This is a genomic window from Halomonas sp. 25-S5 (assembly GCF_029889845.1).
Lineage (GTDB): Bacteria > Pseudomonadota > Gammaproteobacteria > Pseudomonadales > Halomonadaceae > Halomonas.
Genome location: NZ_JARANV010000018.1, coordinates 1 through 14,918 on the forward strand (window position 1 = coordinate 1; position 14,918 = coordinate 14,918).

14 protein-coding genes are annotated in these 14,918 nt (G+C 65.4%); 5 read left to right on the forward strand and 9 right to left on the reverse strand.

Annotated elements, in window-relative coordinates:
* Positions 1-281 precede the first annotated feature (281 nt).
* Positions 282-1,196, forward strand: coding sequence for a sensor domain-containing diguanylate cyclase (locus OP498_RS12915; protein WP_280548128.1), 915 nt, complete (start codon positions 282-284; stop codon positions 1,194-1,196).
* On the opposite strand, the gene OP498_RS12920 is transcribed toward OP498_RS12915, so the two are convergent.
* On the reverse strand, positions 1,193-1,360 hold the full coding sequence (locus OP498_RS12920; protein ID WP_280548129.1) for a hypothetical protein: 168 nt from the start codon (positions 1,358-1,360) through the stop codon (positions 1,193-1,195). The genes OP498_RS12915 and OP498_RS12920 overlap by 4 nt on opposite strands.
* 14 nt (positions 1,361-1,374) lie before the next feature.
* Here OP498_RS12920 and OP498_RS12925 point away from each other — a divergent pair, with 14 nt between their 5' ends.
* From OP498_RS12925 to OP498_RS12935, 3 genes are all read left to right on the forward strand, one after another.
* On the forward strand, positions 1,375-3,327 hold the full coding sequence (locus OP498_RS12925) for an ATP-dependent DNA helicase RecQ (RefSeq protein WP_280553789.1): 1,953 nt from the start codon (positions 1,375-1,377) through the stop codon (positions 3,325-3,327).
* A gap of 127 nt (positions 3,328-3,454) precedes the next feature.
* A complete protein-coding gene (locus tag OP498_RS12930) occupies positions 3,455-3,793 on the forward strand; it encodes a 4a-hydroxytetrahydrobiopterin dehydratase (protein WP_280553791.1) in 339 nt (112 codons plus the stop codon).
* Positions 3,794-4,981, forward strand: coding sequence for an amino acid aminotransferase (locus tag OP498_RS12935; protein WP_280553792.1), 1,188 nt, complete (start codon positions 3,794-3,796; stop codon positions 4,979-4,981). It abuts the gene before it with no gap.
* A 124-nt stretch (positions 4,982-5,105) separates the two neighbouring features.
* On the opposite strand, the gene OP498_RS12940 is transcribed toward OP498_RS12935, so the two are convergent.
* Together OP498_RS12940 and OP498_RS12945 are read right to left on the reverse strand one after the other, a co-directional pair.
* On the reverse strand, positions 5,106-6,404 hold the full coding sequence (locus tag OP498_RS12940) for an MATE family efflux transporter (protein WP_280553840.1): 1,299 nt from the start codon (positions 6,402-6,404) through the stop codon (positions 5,106-5,108).
* Positions 6,405-6,522: 118 nt separating this feature from the next.
* Positions 6,523-8,349, reverse strand: a complete 1,827-nt coding sequence (locus OP498_RS12945) for an EAL domain-containing protein (protein ID WP_280553793.1) — start codon at positions 8,347-8,349, stop codon at positions 6,523-6,525.
* A 294-nt stretch (positions 8,350-8,643) separates the two neighbouring features.
* On the opposite strand from OP498_RS12945, the gene OP498_RS12950 reads away from it, so the two are divergent.
* On the forward strand, positions 8,644-9,438 hold the full coding sequence (locus OP498_RS12950) for a 2OG-Fe dioxygenase family protein (protein WP_280553794.1): 795 nt from the start codon (positions 8,644-8,646) through the stop codon (positions 9,436-9,438).
* Between the two features lie 88 nt (positions 9,439-9,526).
* On the opposite strand, the gene OP498_RS12955 is transcribed toward OP498_RS12950, so the two are convergent.
* The 6 genes from OP498_RS12955 to OP498_RS12980 all read right to left on the reverse strand — a co-directional run bounded on the left by OP498_RS12955 (position 9,527) and on the right by OP498_RS12980 (position 14,915).
* A complete protein-coding gene (locus tag OP498_RS12955; protein ID WP_280553795.1) occupies positions 9,527-10,111 on the reverse strand; it encodes a YceI family protein in 585 nt (194 codons plus the stop codon).
* A gap of 59 nt (positions 10,112-10,170) precedes the next feature.
* On the reverse strand, positions 10,171-10,725 hold the full coding sequence (locus tag OP498_RS12960; RefSeq protein ID WP_280553796.1) for a cytochrome b: 555 nt from the start codon (positions 10,723-10,725) through the stop codon (positions 10,171-10,173).
* Positions 10,726-10,890: 165 nt separating this feature from the next.
* Positions 10,891-12,105, reverse strand: coding sequence for an O-succinylhomoserine sulfhydrylase (locus OP498_RS12965; RefSeq protein WP_280553797.1), 1,215 nt, complete (start codon positions 12,103-12,105; stop codon positions 10,891-10,893).
* On the reverse strand, positions 12,098-13,621 hold the full coding sequence (purF, locus tag OP498_RS12970; RefSeq protein WP_280553798.1) for an amidophosphoribosyltransferase: 1,524 nt from the start codon (positions 13,619-13,621) through the stop codon (positions 12,098-12,100). The genes OP498_RS12965 and purF overlap by 8 nt, the downstream gene beginning before the upstream one ends.
* 83 nt (positions 13,622-13,704) lie before the next feature.
* Complete coding sequence (locus OP498_RS12975) at positions 13,705-14,298, reverse strand: CvpA family protein (protein ID WP_280548138.1); 594 nt, start codon at positions 14,296-14,298, stop codon at positions 13,705-13,707.
* A 2-nt stretch (positions 14,299-14,300) separates the two neighbouring features.
* Positions 14,301-14,915 (reverse strand): SPOR domain-containing protein, encoded by a 615-nt coding sequence (locus tag OP498_RS12980; protein ID WP_280553799.1) that lies wholly within the window; start codon positions 14,913-14,915, stop codon positions 14,301-14,303.
* Positions 14,916-14,918 lie beyond the last annotated feature (3 nt).

Sequence of the window (14,918 nt, forward strand, 5' to 3'; positions counted from 1 at the left end):
TATCGATCTGATGAGGCGAATAGCCCGCTATTTAACGAATCAGATCGAATGAAGTTGGCCGAAAGACCGGTTCTCGCAGTAGATCAGCGTTAAGTCCGACAGGCTCCTAGATCCGACTTGTAGGCGATCTCCTACATCGCAGGGAGGATGCCGCAACCACATTGACGGCGTATCATAATGTTCTTCACCAAGAGGCGCCCAGCGTCCGATACCTGCCGCCTCCATGGAGCAGGACAATAACGATGAACCACCTGTTCGCAGCAGGGAAAAAGGATACCCGCATGCCTTCCAACGACGCCATGGCGGGTGGGGAATCGCCACAGCCGGACTGGATCCTCGAGTTGACAGAGCAATTGCCCGGGGTGATCTTTCAGCTGCACCGGGCCCCAGACGGCCGGCTGCACTTCCCCTACCTGGCCGGCAGCGGTACGCAACTGACCGGGGTCGACCGGCGTGACCTGGCGCAGAATGCCCTTCCGGCGCTCGAGCGCCTGGACGAGACGGATTACCCTCGTCTGATGGCCGCCATTGAGCGTTCCGCCCGCTGGCAAAGCCCCATCACCACCAAGTTCCGACTGAGGATGGCCGATGACCGCCTGAGCTGGATCGCCCTGCGCGCCCAGCCCCGCAAGATCGACACCGGCATCCTCTGGCACGGCATGATGATCGACATCAGCGAACAGATGGCCGAGGAGCACCGCCTGCGCCGGCTGTCCGACACCGACGACCTGACCGGCCTGGCCAATCGCCGCAAGCTGATGAAGCGCCTCGACGAGGAGATCTCGCTGAGCAACCGGCACGCCCTGCCGCTGTCGCTGATGATGCTCGACCTCGACCACTTCAAGACGATCAACGACACCTGGGGGCACCTTCAAGGAGACCAGGTACTGACAGAACTCGCCGAGCTCTGCCGTGAGATGCTGCGCGAAGAGGACCTGGTGGCCCGGCTGGGGGGCGAGGAGTTCGCCCTGCTGCTGCCGCTGACCCCCGAGCTTCACTGCCGACAGCTGGCGGAGCGCCTTCGCGAACGGATCGCCGCCCATGACTTCGGTATCGGCCCGGGACGCATCACGGTCAGCATCGGCATCGCCGAACACCGCATCGGAGACTCCCGCGAGACCCTGATCCAGCGTGCCGACGACAGCCTCTATGCGGCCAAGCACGGTGGGCGCAACCAGGTGATGGTAAGCGCCTAAAGATGGTGGTCGAAGAACCAGCGCGCGGCATGGGCCTCGACCTTCTCCAGGGTACCGGGTTCCTCGATGAGGTGGGTGGCGCCCGGCACGATCATCAGCTTGCGCGGACGAGGGCCGACGGGCACGTTATACTGGACATAATCCCAGTCACTCTCCGACGACACGGCAGGACCTGCCCATGATCCAGCAGACGCTCCAAGAGGTCTTCGGCTATGACGACTTCCGCCCCGGCCAGCGGCCGGTCATCGAGGCCATCGTGGCCGGCCGCTCGGCGGCGGCGATCTTCCCCACCGGTTCCGGCAAGTCGCTCTGCTACCAGCTGCCGGCCCTGCAGCTGCCGCACCTGACCCTGGTGATCTCGCCGCTGCTGGCCCTGATGCAGGACCAGCTGGCCTTCCTCGACCGTCATGGCATCCCCGCCGCCAGCCTCGATTCGGGCCAGAGCCGTGAGCAAGCGGCGGCGGTCATGGAAGGCGTCAAGCGCGGCGAGATCCGCATCCTGATGGTCTCGGTGGAGCGCCTCAAGAACGAGCGGTTCCGCGCCTTCATCAGCCGGGTGCCGATCTCCTTGATGGTGGTGGACGAGGCCCACTGCATCTCGGAGTGGGGCCACAACTTCCGCCCGGACTACCTCAAGCTGCCGGACTACCGCCGCGACTTCGCCATTCCGCAGGTGCTGCTGCTCACCGCCACGGCCACCCCGCGGGTGATCGACGACATGCGCACGCGCTTCGACATCGCGCCGGGGGATGTCACCGGCACCGGCTTCTACCGCGCCAACCTCGACCTCCAGGTGACGCCGGTGCCCGCCGCCGAGCGCCCCCGCCGACTGGTCGAGTGGCTGCGCCCACGGTTCGAGCAGGAGACGCCCGAGTCGACCATCGTCTATGTCACCCTGCAGCAGACGGCGGAACGACTGGCGGCCTACCTGGCGAAAGCGGGCCTGTCGGCCATCGCCTACCACGCCGGGCTCGACGGCGAGCGGCGCGAGGCGATCCAGCGGGACTTCATGGCCGGCCACACGCCCTGCATCGTCGCCACCATCGCCTTCGGCATGGGTATCGACAAGGCCGATATCCGCAACGTGGTGCACTTCGACCTGCCGAAGTCCATCGAGAACTACAGCCAGGAGATCGGCCGTGCCGGCCGCGACGGCCTGCCCTCCCGCTGCCTGATGCTGGCCGGGCGCGACCATCTCGAGGTGCTGGAAAACTTCGTCTACGGCGACACCCCCGAGCATCACGGCATACGCCGGGTGATCGACGATCTGCGCGCCGCCGGAACGCAGTGGGAACTGATGCTCAATACGCTGTCGCGGCACAGCAATATCCGCCCCCTGCCGCTCAAGACCCTGCTGGTGCAGCTCGAACTGCGCCGCCTGATCGCGCCTCGCTACAGCTACTTCGCCGACTACCGCTTCCGCCTGGAGGGTGAGGCCGAAGCCCTGATCGACCGTTTCCAGGGCGAGCGGCGTGCCTTCGTCCAGGCGATCCTGGACGCCTCCTCCCGCGCCCGTACCTGGTACAGCCTGGACTTCGCCGCCCTCGGGGCCGAGCGTGGCCTGGATACCCGTCGAAGCCGGGTGATCACCGCCCTGGACTACTTCGTCGAGAAGGGCTGGATGGTACTGGAGAGCAAGCAGATGACCGAGGTCTACGAGGTGCTCTCGACCGAGATCGACCCCGTAACGCTGACCGACGAACTCTTCGCCTACTTCCGCGACAAGGAGCGCGCCGAGATCGACCGCCTGCAGGCCATGCTCTCGCTCTTCGAGAGTGACCGCTGCCTGAGCCGGCGACTGGCCGACTGGTTCGGCGATGCTCGCGCCCCCGAGCACTGTGGCCACTGCTCAGCCTGCCGTGGCCAGGTGGCACGACTCCCGCCCGCCGAGCCGGCGACGTCCTTGGTGACCCGAGACGTCGATGCCCTGTGCCGTCCCTTCCTGCAGCGGCTGGCCGAGGCCGGCGAGGGCCACCCGGCCACCGCGGACCTGCTGACGCGCTTCCTGTGCGGGATCACCACCCCGCTGTTCGCCTCCATGAAGGCGCGCAAGCTGGAGGCGTTCGCCGCCCTGGAGGGCTATCCCTATGCCGAGGTTCGCCGGCGCGTCGCCGAGCACCTCGCCGGCTGACCGGGTCAGCCGCGACGTTGACACCACCGACCAAGACGGATCGAAGGGCCCCTGGACACGGTTGATGTGGCGTTCCACCTCGCCGAGAATAGCGGCCAGCGACCCATCGAGACGGCAAGGAGATACCATGAGCCAGTTATCCGAACAGCAGTGCGAGGCCTGCAGCATCGACGCCCCCAAGGTGTCCAAAGCCGAGATCGAGCAATACAAGACCGATATTCCCGAGTGGCAGATCGTTGATCGCGATGGCATCATGCAGCTGGAACGGACCTTCAAGTTCCGCGACTTCAAGCAGGCCCTCGACTTCACCCAGCGAGTCGGCGAGATCGCCGAGCAAGCCGATCACCATCCCGCGATCCTCACCGAATATGGCAAGGTAGCCGTGACCTGGTGGTCACACAAGATCAAGGGCCTGCACCGGAACGATTTCATTCTTGCCGCCAGAACCGACGAGGTAGCGAAATAAATGTTCGAGAAAATTGAGCGGGTTCCCGGGGACGCCATCCTCGGTCTGATCGACGCCTTCAAGAAGGACACCAACCCTCAGAAGGTCGATCTCGGCGTCGGCGTCTACAAGGACGACCAGGGCAACACTCCGGTGATGCGCGCCGTCAAGGAAGCCGAGGCCCTGCTGCTCAAGAACGAGACCACCAAGACCTACATCGGCTCCCATGGTGCGCCGGCGTACGGCGAGGTGATCCTGCCCATGGTGCTGGGCGAGGGATCGCCGGTACTGGAGTCCAAGCGTGCCAGCGCCACCCAGTCACCCGGCGGTACCGGCGCCCTGCGCCTGGCGGGCGACTTCATCGCCCACCAGCTCCCCGGCAAGGACATCTGGGTCTCCGACCCGACCTGGCCGAACCACCTGGGCATCTTCCCGGCCGCCGGCCTGACGCTGCACAAGTACCCCTATGTGGATGACGAGAACCGTCTCGACTTCGACGGCATGCTGGCGGCACTCAAGCAGATCCCGGAAGGTGACGTGGTGCTGCTGCACGCCTGCTGCCACAACCCCACCGGCTTCGACCTCTCCCGCGACCAGTGGCACCAGGTGCTGGAAGTGGTTCGCGAGCGCCACCTGCTGCCGCTGATCGACTTCGCCTACCAGGGCTTCGGCGAAGGGCTCGAAGAGGACGCCTACGGGGTTCGCCTGATGGCCGAGAACCTCGACGAGGTCATCATCACCAGCTCCTGCTCCAAGAACTTCGGCATCTACTGCGAGCGTACCGGCTGTTTGATCATGGTGGCGAAGAACCAGGAGCAGATGGAGAACGTCCGCTCGCAGATCGCCATCGTGGCCCGCGAGAACTACTCCAACCCGCCGGCCCACGGCGGGTCCATCGTCAGCGAGATCCTGCACTCCGCGGAGCTCGCGGCCAGCTGGCGCGAGGAGCTCACCGAGATGCGCGACCGCATCAATACGCTGCGTCGCGACTTCGTCGAGGCCCTCAAGCCCTTCGGCCTGGACCAGAAATATGCCTGCGTGGCCGAGCAGCGTGGCATGTTCTCCTACACCGGCCTGACGGCCGAGCAGGTCGACCGCCTGCGCGACGAGTTCGGCATCTACATGGTGCGCTCGGGCCGCGCCAACGTGGCCGGCTTCTCCCACGAAAACTTGCCCTACCTGGCCAAGGCGATCGCCGCGGTCAACTGATCTCGGCACCCTCGGAATCGACAACGCCCGGGTCATCGGCCCGGGCGTTGTCGATTCTGGCATAGTCGATATATTGAAGATTTGCCGGAAATTTCAGGCCATTACCCTGTATCAGTCATAATATCTACAAGATGGCACTATCCATCTTCCCTGGCTGCCGGCGGGGGCTGGCGAGGATGCGTCGCAGCACCTGCCAGGCCACCAGACCCGCCAGCAGATTACCCAGCGCCGCGCCCATGGCCAGGCCGAGCAGCTCCCCCAGCCAGGCTCCGGCCCAGAGACAGGGCAGGTAGAAGACGAACAGCCGAGCGGCCGACATCAGCATGGCGCGCAGCGGCCAGCCTAGGGCGTTGCCCGCCGAGACCACGATCATGCAGACTCCCAGCGCCGCATAGCTTGGCAGCAGGAAGCGAATCAGCGTCGCCAGGTCATCACGCACCTCGGGATTGCCGGAAAGCGCGAGCGCCACCCAGGGAGAGGCCAGGGCCATCAGGATCCCCAGCGACAGCTGCCAGACCACCACCACCCGGAGCGCCAAGCGCATCAGCCGGTGTATCTGGTCCCAGTCCCCGGCGCCGTAACAGCGCCCGAGCCAGGGCGGCAGCGACATGGTCATGGCCAGCACCACCATCAGTGAGAGGGTTTCCAGGCGACTGGCCAGCCCCCAGGCCGCCACCTGAGCCTCGCCGAGGGAGGCCACCACCGAAATGGCGAGCATGGCCGCCAGGGGCGGCATCAGCTGGCTGATCATGGCCGGCCCGGCAATGCCGGCGAAGGGCACCAGTGAACGGCGCAGCTCCCCGAGCAGTCCCTCGGCCGCCAACCAGCCCATGCCTCCCAGCCGACGGCTCAGCACCAGCAGGCCCGTCGCGAAGGCGATCGAGGTGGCCCACGCCGCCCCGGGCAGACCCAACCCCGGCCAGGAACCGATGCCGAAGATCAGCAATGGGTCGAGGCACAGGTTGACCAGGCTGGTGATCACCATCATCTTGCCGGGCAGCCAGGTGTCCCCATGGGCCCGGAACAGGCTATAGCCGAAATAGAGCAACGCCCCCAACCAGGCCGCCAGCAGCTGGGGCGCCCAGTAGGCTTGGATCAGCTCACGGGTGGACTCATCGGCCCCCAGCAGGGCGAAGACGGGCGCCTGGATGGCCCACAGCAGCAGCACCAGCAGGGCGATGGTGACGGTCCCCACCAGCAGTACCAGACTGCCCAGTCGCCGTGCCCGGGTGGACTCCCCTGCCCCCAGGGCACGCGATATCAGCGCCGCGATGGCGATCCCCATGCCGACCTGAATGCCGATGACCAGAAAGGACAGCGGGAAAGTGAAGGACTGGGCGGCCAGCGGTGCCGTGCCGAGTCGCGCGATGAAGGCACTGTCCACCAGCTGGAAGCCGAGCAGTGCCAGCACGCCGATGGCCATGGGCCAGGTCTGGCGCCAGAGAGTCAGGCCAAGCGAGGAACGGGATTTGTCGGGGGGATTCACAGGGGCTCCGTGGTCGTTCGGAAGGCTGGCATTCTACGCCAAGCGGGCGCCAGACTCAGCCCGAAACCCCCTGGTGTCCCGTCACCAGCCCGCCCAGGACGCGCTCCATTTCCAGGGCGGGCATGGGACGGAAGAAATAGAACCCCTGGACCAGGTCGCAGCGCAACTCCCGGATCAACGTCAGCTGTTCACAGTTCTCGACGCCTTCGGCCACGACCTCGAGGCCCAGGCGATGGCCGATGAAGATCGCGGCCTCCATGATGGCCCGATCCTCGGGGTGGTCCGGGGCATCCCGCACGAAGGTTCGATCGATCTTGAGTGCCGTGACCGGGAAGTGCTTGAGATAGCTGAGCGACGAGTAGCCGGTGCCGAAATCATCGATGGCGATGCGAAAGCCCAGGTGGTGGAGCCGGTGTAACCCCTCCAGGATCCTGTCGTCGGCCTCGATCAGCACATTCTCGGTGAGCTCGAGACCGATATGGCGGGGCCCGAGACCATGGCGTGCCAGGCAGGCCTCGAAGCGCTGGAAGACGTCGGGCCGGCTCATCTGCCGGCCGGAGAAATTGATATCGATGCGCTCGAGTGCCAGGCCGGCATCACGCCACAGCGCCCGCTGATGGCAGGCGGTCTCCATGACCCAGTCACCGAGACGATGGATCAGGTCGGAGCGTTCGGCGAGGGGAATGAACTCGGCTGGCGAGATCGGCGGACCCTCCGCCGGCTGCCAGCGCAGGAGCGCTTCGAGGTTCTCGATGCGACCGCTGACGGGAGATACCTGGGGCTGGTAATGCAGCGAGAGTTCTCCACTGTCCAGGGCCTGCTCCAGTCGGTCGACGAGGCGATGCTGGTGGAGCAGCTCGTCGTGGAGTTGCTGGTCGAAGAACCACACGCTGCCGCGGCCATCCAGCTTGGCCCGGTTCTTGGCCACATCGGCATTGCGGATCAGTTCGCGCGCCGTATCGCCGTTGTCCGGATAGAGACTGACACCCAGGCAGGCCGTCACGTGGCGCCGGGAACCATCCATCAGGAAGGGAGCACGCAACACCTGCTGGACCTTGTGGACCAGCTGCGAGAGGACGTCTTCGCGCAGGAAGCCCGGGAAGGCGATCACGAACTCATCGCTGGAGAGTCGAGACATCAGGTCGGAGGTTCGCGTCGCCCGATGCAGCCGCCGGGTCAGTTCGACCAGCAGCCGATCACCCTGCTCGTAGCCCAGGGCGTCATTGATCTCCACGAAGTGGTCGATGTCCAGGTAGACCAGGACCAGCCCGGCGTCCTGTCGGCGAGAGTCGGCGATGGCCTCGTCCAGCTGCGCCTCGAAGGTCTGGCGATTGGGCAGGTGGGTCAGCGAATCGAAGCGCGTGGCGAAATCCAGCTCACGATGCGCCCGCTTCTGGTCCGAAAGGTCCACGTCGACACAGAACATCAGCGGGTCATCGGTGTGCTCGCCGAGCATGACATGGTGGGAGAAGACCGGGACCAGCTCCCCGCTCTTGTGCTGGAGCTCGAGCTCATCGGCAGGAATCTCGACGCCTTCCCGCACCCAGGCCCGGTGCGCCTGTATCACCGGCTCGCGCATCGGCACCGGGATGATCAGCTCTTCCAACAACTGGCCTTGGGCCTCCTCGGGGGCATAGCCATAGAGCCGGGTGCTGGCCTCGTTCCAGTAGATCACCCGCCGCTCGTGATCATAGCCCTGAACCGCCACCTTGGGCAGGCTCTCCAGCAGGGCCCGGAAGCGTTGCTCGCTCTCCAGGTACTGGCGGCGCACGACTTCGACATCGTCCCGGACGCCATCGTCCCGGGCATCGGGCCTTCTCGCTCTAACCTCTTGCCACCGAAGTGCCAGCCAATGCCGGAAGCCGGTATCGCGACCGCTCATTCGCACCCTCGTCTTTGGAAGACGATACCGCCTCTCATCATGAGGCTGGATGGCCCCATCGTGCGACATCGTGAACCCTCATCCTACCTGCATGTGTAGGAAATATCCTACACGGTATGGCGGCTCGGCCAGGCGTTGGCCTCCGACGTTTCAATGAAAGATTCCAGCCAACCAGTAGGACAAGTCTCGTACATTTTTTGACATTTCGTTGCAAATCTTCTCTTTTTCCTAGGTTGCCCGGGCTTTCGGGCAACCACCGGGCAATCACGCCCACGACCCAATGGAGAAGACCCCATGAAACTCGATACCCTCAAGTACGGCTTCGATCCCGCTACCATGCCCCTCGACCCGGTAGCCGACTACTGGTCGCCGGACGTCACCAGCGCCCTGCAGCGGCAGGACTGGGCCAGGACCGAAGTGCGCTCCCGGGTGGATCTCGAGGCCTGGCAGGCGTCTATCGCCGACCTGCCCAGAGACCCTTACGTCAACCGTCGCTGGAAGCGCATGTCCTGGCTGACCCTGGATGAGCGGGGCGAGGTCTATGATATGGGCCATTGCCCCATGGCGCAGGGTGGCGCCTTCAATGATGCCGAGAGCATGGCGGACCGCCTGCGCTACTATGAGCCGCTGACGCCCGAGTTCATGGCCCGCCCGGATGTGAAAGCCTTCGTGCGCGCCTGGGCCCGGCTGTGGGACCTGAAGCCCAACGAGCCCATCCTGATGCAGATCACCGGCGTTCGCGGCGAGGGCATGGTCGATCCCCTGCAGGGCCAGGGTATCCATGCCGACGGCTGCAAGGCGCTGAGCATCCTGGTGCTGAACCGCCACAATGTCGCCGGGGGCGATAACCACCTCTATGCCGACAAGGCGGGAACTCAGCCCCTGGTCGACACGACCCTCGCCCCTGGCGACATCCTGCACCTGCGTGACGACCGCCTCTACCACAGCGTGGACGGCATTCACCAGGAAGATGCCGATGCGCCCTTCGAGCGCTTCATCATCATCATCAACAGCCGCTTCGTGGATGAGTTTCAAAACCGCATCCTACGTCGACACTTCCCCGACGCGGTGCTCAACGAGACCCGCTGACTCCCACCGCTGACCCCGCAACGAAACGCCCCCCGGAGATGCTCCGGGGGGCGTCTTACTGCCTGCGGGTCGAGCCGCGGGGTAGGCCTTACTGGCGCACACCCTCGAAGGTCACATAGAGCTCGAGCTCGTGCATCACCTCGGGGAAGTCGCCCATGTCGATACCGTAGTCGGCCAGTGTGAGGGTGGTGGAGCCCTCGAAGCCAGCACGATAGCCCCCCCAGGGATCCTCGCCCTCACCCAGCAGGGTGACCGGCATCTCGATCTCGTGGGTCTCACCGTGCAGGGTCAACTCACCCGTCAGCACACCTTCGTTGTCGCCGGTCGGTTCGAAACCCGTGGAGTTGAAGGTAGCGGTGGGATACTCGCCCGCGTCCAGAAAGTCCTCGCTTTTGAAGTGCTTGTCACGCTCGGCATTATTGCTGTTGAGACTCGTCACGTCGACTTCCACGCTGGCTGCCGCGGCTTCCAGGTTCTCGGGGTCGTAGCTGAAGCTACCGGAGAACTCCTCGAAGCTGCCGAGGATGTAGGAGTAACCCAGGTGGCTGATCTTGAACTGCACGAAGGCGTGCTGGCCATCGGTATCGATGGCGTAGTCGGCGGCTTGGGCCTGGCTGGCGCCGATCAGGGCAGCGGCACTCAACGCAGTGGCGATGGCGGTCTTCTTGATCATCAGGTATCTCTCCTTGCGGGTGTGTCAGGCTTGCGGGTGTATCGAGAAAGGATATCGCCTCAGGGGCGATGGGAACGACGCGGGTCGACCATGCGCCACAGGACGTCATTACGATCGACCCAATGGTGTTTCAGGGCGGCCAGGGTATGTCCCGCCGCCAGCAGGATCAGGGCCAGGGCGCCGTACCAGTGGACCTGGCCGGCCACGGTGGCCTGCTGGGGCAGACCGCTGATCAGCGCGGGCACCACGAAGGCGTCGAACACGCTGATGCCCTTGCCATCGGCGGTGGAGATCAAGTAGCCGCTGACCAGCACCACCAGCATCAGCCCATAGAGGCCAATGTGGCCGAGATGGCCGGCCAGGCGCTCGAGGCGATGCCCCTTCGATACCGGCACCGGGGTGACGATGCGCCACACCACACGAATCAGGGTGACGAACAGCAGCAACATGCCGATGGAGCGATGCCACCAGGGCCCCAGGTTGTACCAGCTGTCATAGTAGCCGAGCCCGGTCATCCACCAGCCCAGGACGAAGAGGCCGAGGATGGCCAGAGCACTGATCCAGTGCAGCAGGATGCTGACCAGCCCCCAGCCGCTGCGGGTGTTCTTCCACATGTTCAGATGCCTCGGTCCGCGTCGTATCAATCGCAACAGCTTACCGCAGCGCATCATCGTCATCCGCTGAAAAAAGCCGAACGCTCCATTCGGAAAAACCACACTGGCCGTCATGGCCGTACATGCGACGGGGAGACCCCTGATCGACGGGTGAACGAACCGAGCTCACACCAGCGCGTCGAGCCCGCGGGCCAGGTCGGCGCGGATGTCTTCCATGGCCTCCAGCCCGACCGCCACGCGGATCAGTGCCTCGGCGATGCCGGCGGCATCCTTCTGGTCCTGCGAGAGGCGTCCATGGGTGGTGGTGCCCGGATGGGTGATGGTGGTCTTGACGTCCCCCAGGTTGCCGGTGATGGAGATCATGCGGGTCGCATCGATTACCGACCAGGCTGCCTCGCGTCCGCCCTTCACCTCGAAGCCCAGAACCGCCCCGTAGCCCTGCTGCTGGCGGCTGGCGAGCGCGTGCTGCGGATGCGTGGCCAGGCCGCTGTAGTGAACCCGCGCCACCGCGGGATGCCCCTCCAGCCACTCGGCCAGAATCTGGGCGTTCTCGCAGTGTGCCCGCATGCGCAGGTTGAGTGTCTCCAGGCCCTTGGTGAAGATCCAGGCATTGAAGGGGCTCAGGCAGGGACCGCAGGTACGCACCACCCCGAACACCTCCTCGAGTTCCTTGTCGCGCCCCACCACGGCACCGCCGATCGCCCTGCCCTGCCCATCCAGGTACTTGGTGGCGGAATGGATCACCAGGTCGGCGCCCAGGGCGATGGGCTTCTGCAACGCCGGGGTCAGGAAGCAATTGTCGATGGCCAGCCACGCCTCATGGCGCCGGGCGATCCTGGCCAGCATCGCGATGTCCACCACCTCGGAGAGCGGGTTGGAAGGTGTCTCGGCAAACAGCAGCCGGGTGGCAGGCGTCATCGCCGCCTCCCAGGCCTCGAGGTTCGACAGCTCCACGTAGCGCGTGGTGATGCCGAACTTGCCCAGGTACTTATCGAACAGGCTGACCGTGGAGCCGAACAGCGAGCGTGAGGCCACGATCTCGTCGCCCGACTGCAGCAGGGCCAGCGCCGTGGCCAGGATCGCCGCCATGCCGGAGCTGGTGGCAACGCAGCGCTCGCCCCCCTCCATGGCTGCCAGGCGCTGCTCGAAGGTACGCACCGTGGGGTTGGTGAAACGCGAGTAGATGTTGCCTGGTTGCTCGCCGCTGAACTTGGCCGCCGCCTCGGCGGCGCTGCCGTAGACGAAGCTCGAGGTCGGGAAGATCGGCTCGCCATGCTCCTGCTCATGGGTACGCTGGTGGCCGGCACGGATCGCCAGGGTCTCCAGCTCCCATTCCTGCTGCGGTGTCTGATCCTGCTGCATGACGTACCCCTCAGTCATCGATGTCATCTTCCTGGTTGTGCATCCCCACCAGGGCATGGTCGCCGGCGCTGCGTTGCTGCTTGGCGTCGTCGCTGCGCGAGGCCTCGAGGTCCGACAGGTAACGCTCATCGATATCGCCGGTGACGTACTTGCCATCGAACACCGAACAGTCGAAGGCCTCGAGTTCCGGGTTCACCTCGCGGCAGGCGGCCTTCAGGTCGTCGAGATCCTGATAGAAGATCCGATCGGCGCCGATCAGCTCACCCACTTCAGCCTCGCTGCGACCATGGGCGATCAGCTCGCTGGCCGCCGGCATGTCGATGCCATAGACGTTGGGATAGCGCACCGGCGGCGCGGCCGAGGCGAAGTAGACCTTGCGCGCCCCGGCCTCGCGGGCCATCTGGATGATCTGCTTGCAGGTGGTCCCGCGCACGATGGAGTCATCCACCAGCAGCACGTTCTTGTCCTTGAACTCGACGCCGATGGCGTTGAGCTTCTGACGTACCGATTTCTTGCGCTGGGTTTGGCCCGGCATGATGAAGGTCCGTCCGATGTAGCGGTTCTTCATGAAGCCCTCGCGATAGGTCACGCCCAGGTACTGGGCGAGCTCGAGTGCCGAGGTGCGCGAGGTGTCGGGAATCGGGATCACCACGTCGATGTCGTGCTCCGGCCACTCGCTCTGGATCCGGTCGCCGAGCTTGCGGCCCATCTGCATGCGAGTGCCGTAGACGTAGGCACCGTCGAGGATGGAGTCGGGGCGTGCCAGGTAGACGTGCTCGAAGATGCAGGAGGCAAGCCGCGGATGATCGGCACACTGCTGGGTATGGATGGCGCCGGTCATGTCGACGAAGATCGCCTCGCCCGGGGCCAGGTCACGGTGCAGCTCGAAACCGCCGACGTCCAGCGCCACCGACTCGGAGGCGATCATCACCTCCTGCCCCTGTCCTTCGTCGCGGGTGCCGAACACCACCGGACGGATGCCGTGGGGATCGCGGAAGGCCACCAGCCCCACGCCGTTGATGATCGCCACCGCGGCGTAGCCGCCCCGGCAGCGACGATATACGCGTCGCACCGCGTCGAAGATGTCGCCGGGCTCCAGGTGCAGGCCCTGCTTGCCCAGCTCGTGGGCGAAGACGTTGAGCAGCACCTCCGAGTCGGAACTGGTGTTGATGTGGCGCAGGTCGGAGGAGAACAGCTCCTGCTTGAGCTGGTCGGAATTGGTCAGGTTGCCGTTGTGGGCCAGGGTGATGCCGTAGGGCGAGTTGACGTAGAACGGCTGCGATTCCGCCTCGCTGGAGGAGCCCGCGGTGGGATAGCGCACATGGCCGATGCCCAGGTTGCCCTTGAGGCGTGCCATGTGGCGGGTGTGGAAGACGTCACGCACCAGGCCGTTGCTCTTGCGCAACAGGAAGCGGCCCTCATGCCAGGTCATCATGCCGGCGGCATCCTGTCCGCGATGCTGGAGCACAGTCAGGGCGTCATAGATGCCCTGGTTCACCGCCTGCTTGGCCATCAGGCCCACGATACCGCACATTCTACCTTACCTCGCTTGCCTGGTAATTGCCTTGAAGAGTCGGGACGGGACCGTGTCCGGCCCGCCCCGGGATTCGTATTTGGTCAGGGGGGCATCGCCTCGGTGGCGTCGTCCGGTGCCGACTCGAGCTGAGTGGCCGGCGGCTGGTCCGGACGCGGCAGCGAGAGCTCGCGCAGCGACGCCGGCGTCTCGGGCAGGCGCCCTTCCCAGCCTTCGAGATGGCTCACCGCCCAGTCGCGCAGCTGCTCGAAGCTCGGCCGCAGCTCGGCCTCCTGCCAGGCCTGCAGCTGCACCAGCGGCGTCAGGCTGAGCAGGATGGTCGCCAGCACCAGGATCGCCGCCCCCTTGGCCATGCCGAAGGCGGCACCAGTCACCCGGTTCAGGAACCCCATGCCGACCCACTCCACGGCGGCATGGACCAGGCGGATGATGATGCCGGAAAGCAGAATCACCGCAAAGATCACCAGCACGAAGGCCAGCACTAGTCGTCCATCGGGATTGTCGATCACCTCGGAGAACAGGTCCGCCACCGGCTCGGCCAGCAGCCGCGCGGCCAGCAGGGCGATGATCCAGGCGGCCAGCCCTAGCGCCTCGCGGATCAGCCCGCGCAGGAAGCCGGTCAGCCCGGTCACCACCAGCACCGCCACGAAGAGCCAGTCGATCCAGGTCAGCGCCATGCTCAGTTGCCCGCCCGCACCAGCAGGCCCTGGAGATTGGACTCGGCCTTGAGCTTGGCCATCACCTCCTCGCCCTCGCGGGAGGTCGCATAGGGGCCGACATAGACGGTCATCAGACCATTATCGCGGACGCGGCTGTAAACGGGCAGCCCCTGCGCGGACAGGTTCGATTCGAGACGCTCGGCGTTGGCCGGCTTTCCGAAACTGCCTACCTGGACAGCCCACTGGCCCTCGGGGGCCGGCTCGCGGTTCGCTTGCTCAGCCTGGCTCGACAAGCGCTGATCGGCGGCACGCGCCAGCTCGGCGATGGGATCCTCGGCGGGCACCCCGGACGCCCCCTCGGCGACGGCCTCGACCGCCTGCTCGGATTCCGGCTCGCCCCGATCCTGCGCGGCCTCCTGGCCAGGCGACGACACCCCATCGGGCGACTGGATCTGCCCGAGGCTCGACGGGGGCTGCGGGTCGGGCACGTCACGACGCTCGACCTCCACCGGCTGCTCGATGGTCATCACCGGCCGGGGGCGCTCGCTGCGCGGTGCAGGATCGTCGAACAGCATGGGGACGAAGATCACCGCCAGGGCGATCAGGATCACTGCTCCGCTGAGACGTTCTCGCATTCC

Bases quoted from the DNA above. Each gene is read 5' to 3' on its own strand.
- OP498_RS12935 (WP_280553792.1), top strand. From the start codon at position 3,794: ATGTTCGAGAAAATTGAGCGGGTTCCCGGGGACGCCATCCTCGGTCTG.
- OP498_RS12915 (WP_280548128.1), top strand. From the start codon at position 282: ATGCCTTCCAACGACGCCATGGCGGGTGGGGAATCGCCACAGCCGGAC.
- OP498_RS12940 (WP_280553840.1), bottom strand. From the start codon at position 6,404: ATGGCCATCGGCGTGCTGGCACTGCTCGGCTTCCAGCTGGTGGACAGT.
- OP498_RS12975 (WP_280548138.1), bottom strand. From the start codon at position 14,298: ATGGCGCTGACCTGGATCGACTGGCTCTTCGTGGCGGTGCTGGTGGTG.
- purF (WP_280553798.1), bottom strand. From the start codon at position 13,621: ATGTGCGGTATCGTGGGCCTGATGGCCAAGCAGGCGGTGAACCAGGGC.
- OP498_RS12955 (WP_280553795.1), bottom strand. From the start codon at position 10,111: ATGATCAAGAAGACCGCCATCGCCACTGCGTTGAGTGCCGCTGCCCTG.
- OP498_RS12925 (WP_280553789.1), top strand. From the start codon at position 1,375: ATGATCCAGCAGACGCTCCAAGAGGTCTTCGGCTATGACGACTTCCGC.
- OP498_RS12965 (WP_280553797.1), bottom strand. From the start codon at position 12,105: ATGACTGAGGGGTACGTCATGCAGCAGGATCAGACACCGCAGCAGGAA.
- OP498_RS12950 (WP_280553794.1), top strand. From the start codon at position 8,644: ATGAAACTCGATACCCTCAAGTACGGCTTCGATCCCGCTACCATGCCC.
- OP498_RS12930 (WP_280553791.1), top strand. From the start codon at position 3,455: ATGAGCCAGTTATCCGAACAGCAGTGCGAGGCCTGCAGCATCGACGCC.
- OP498_RS12945 (WP_280553793.1), bottom strand. From the start codon at position 8,349: ATGAGCGGTCGCGATACCGGCTTCCGGCATTGGCTGGCACTTCGGTGG.
- OP498_RS12980 (WP_280553799.1), bottom strand. From the start codon at position 14,915: ATGCGAGAACGTCTCAGCGGAGCAGTGATCCTGATCGCCCTGGCGGTG.
- OP498_RS12960 (WP_280553796.1), bottom strand. From the start codon at position 10,725: ATGTGGAAGAACACCCGCAGCGGCTGGGGGCTGGTCAGCATCCTGCTG.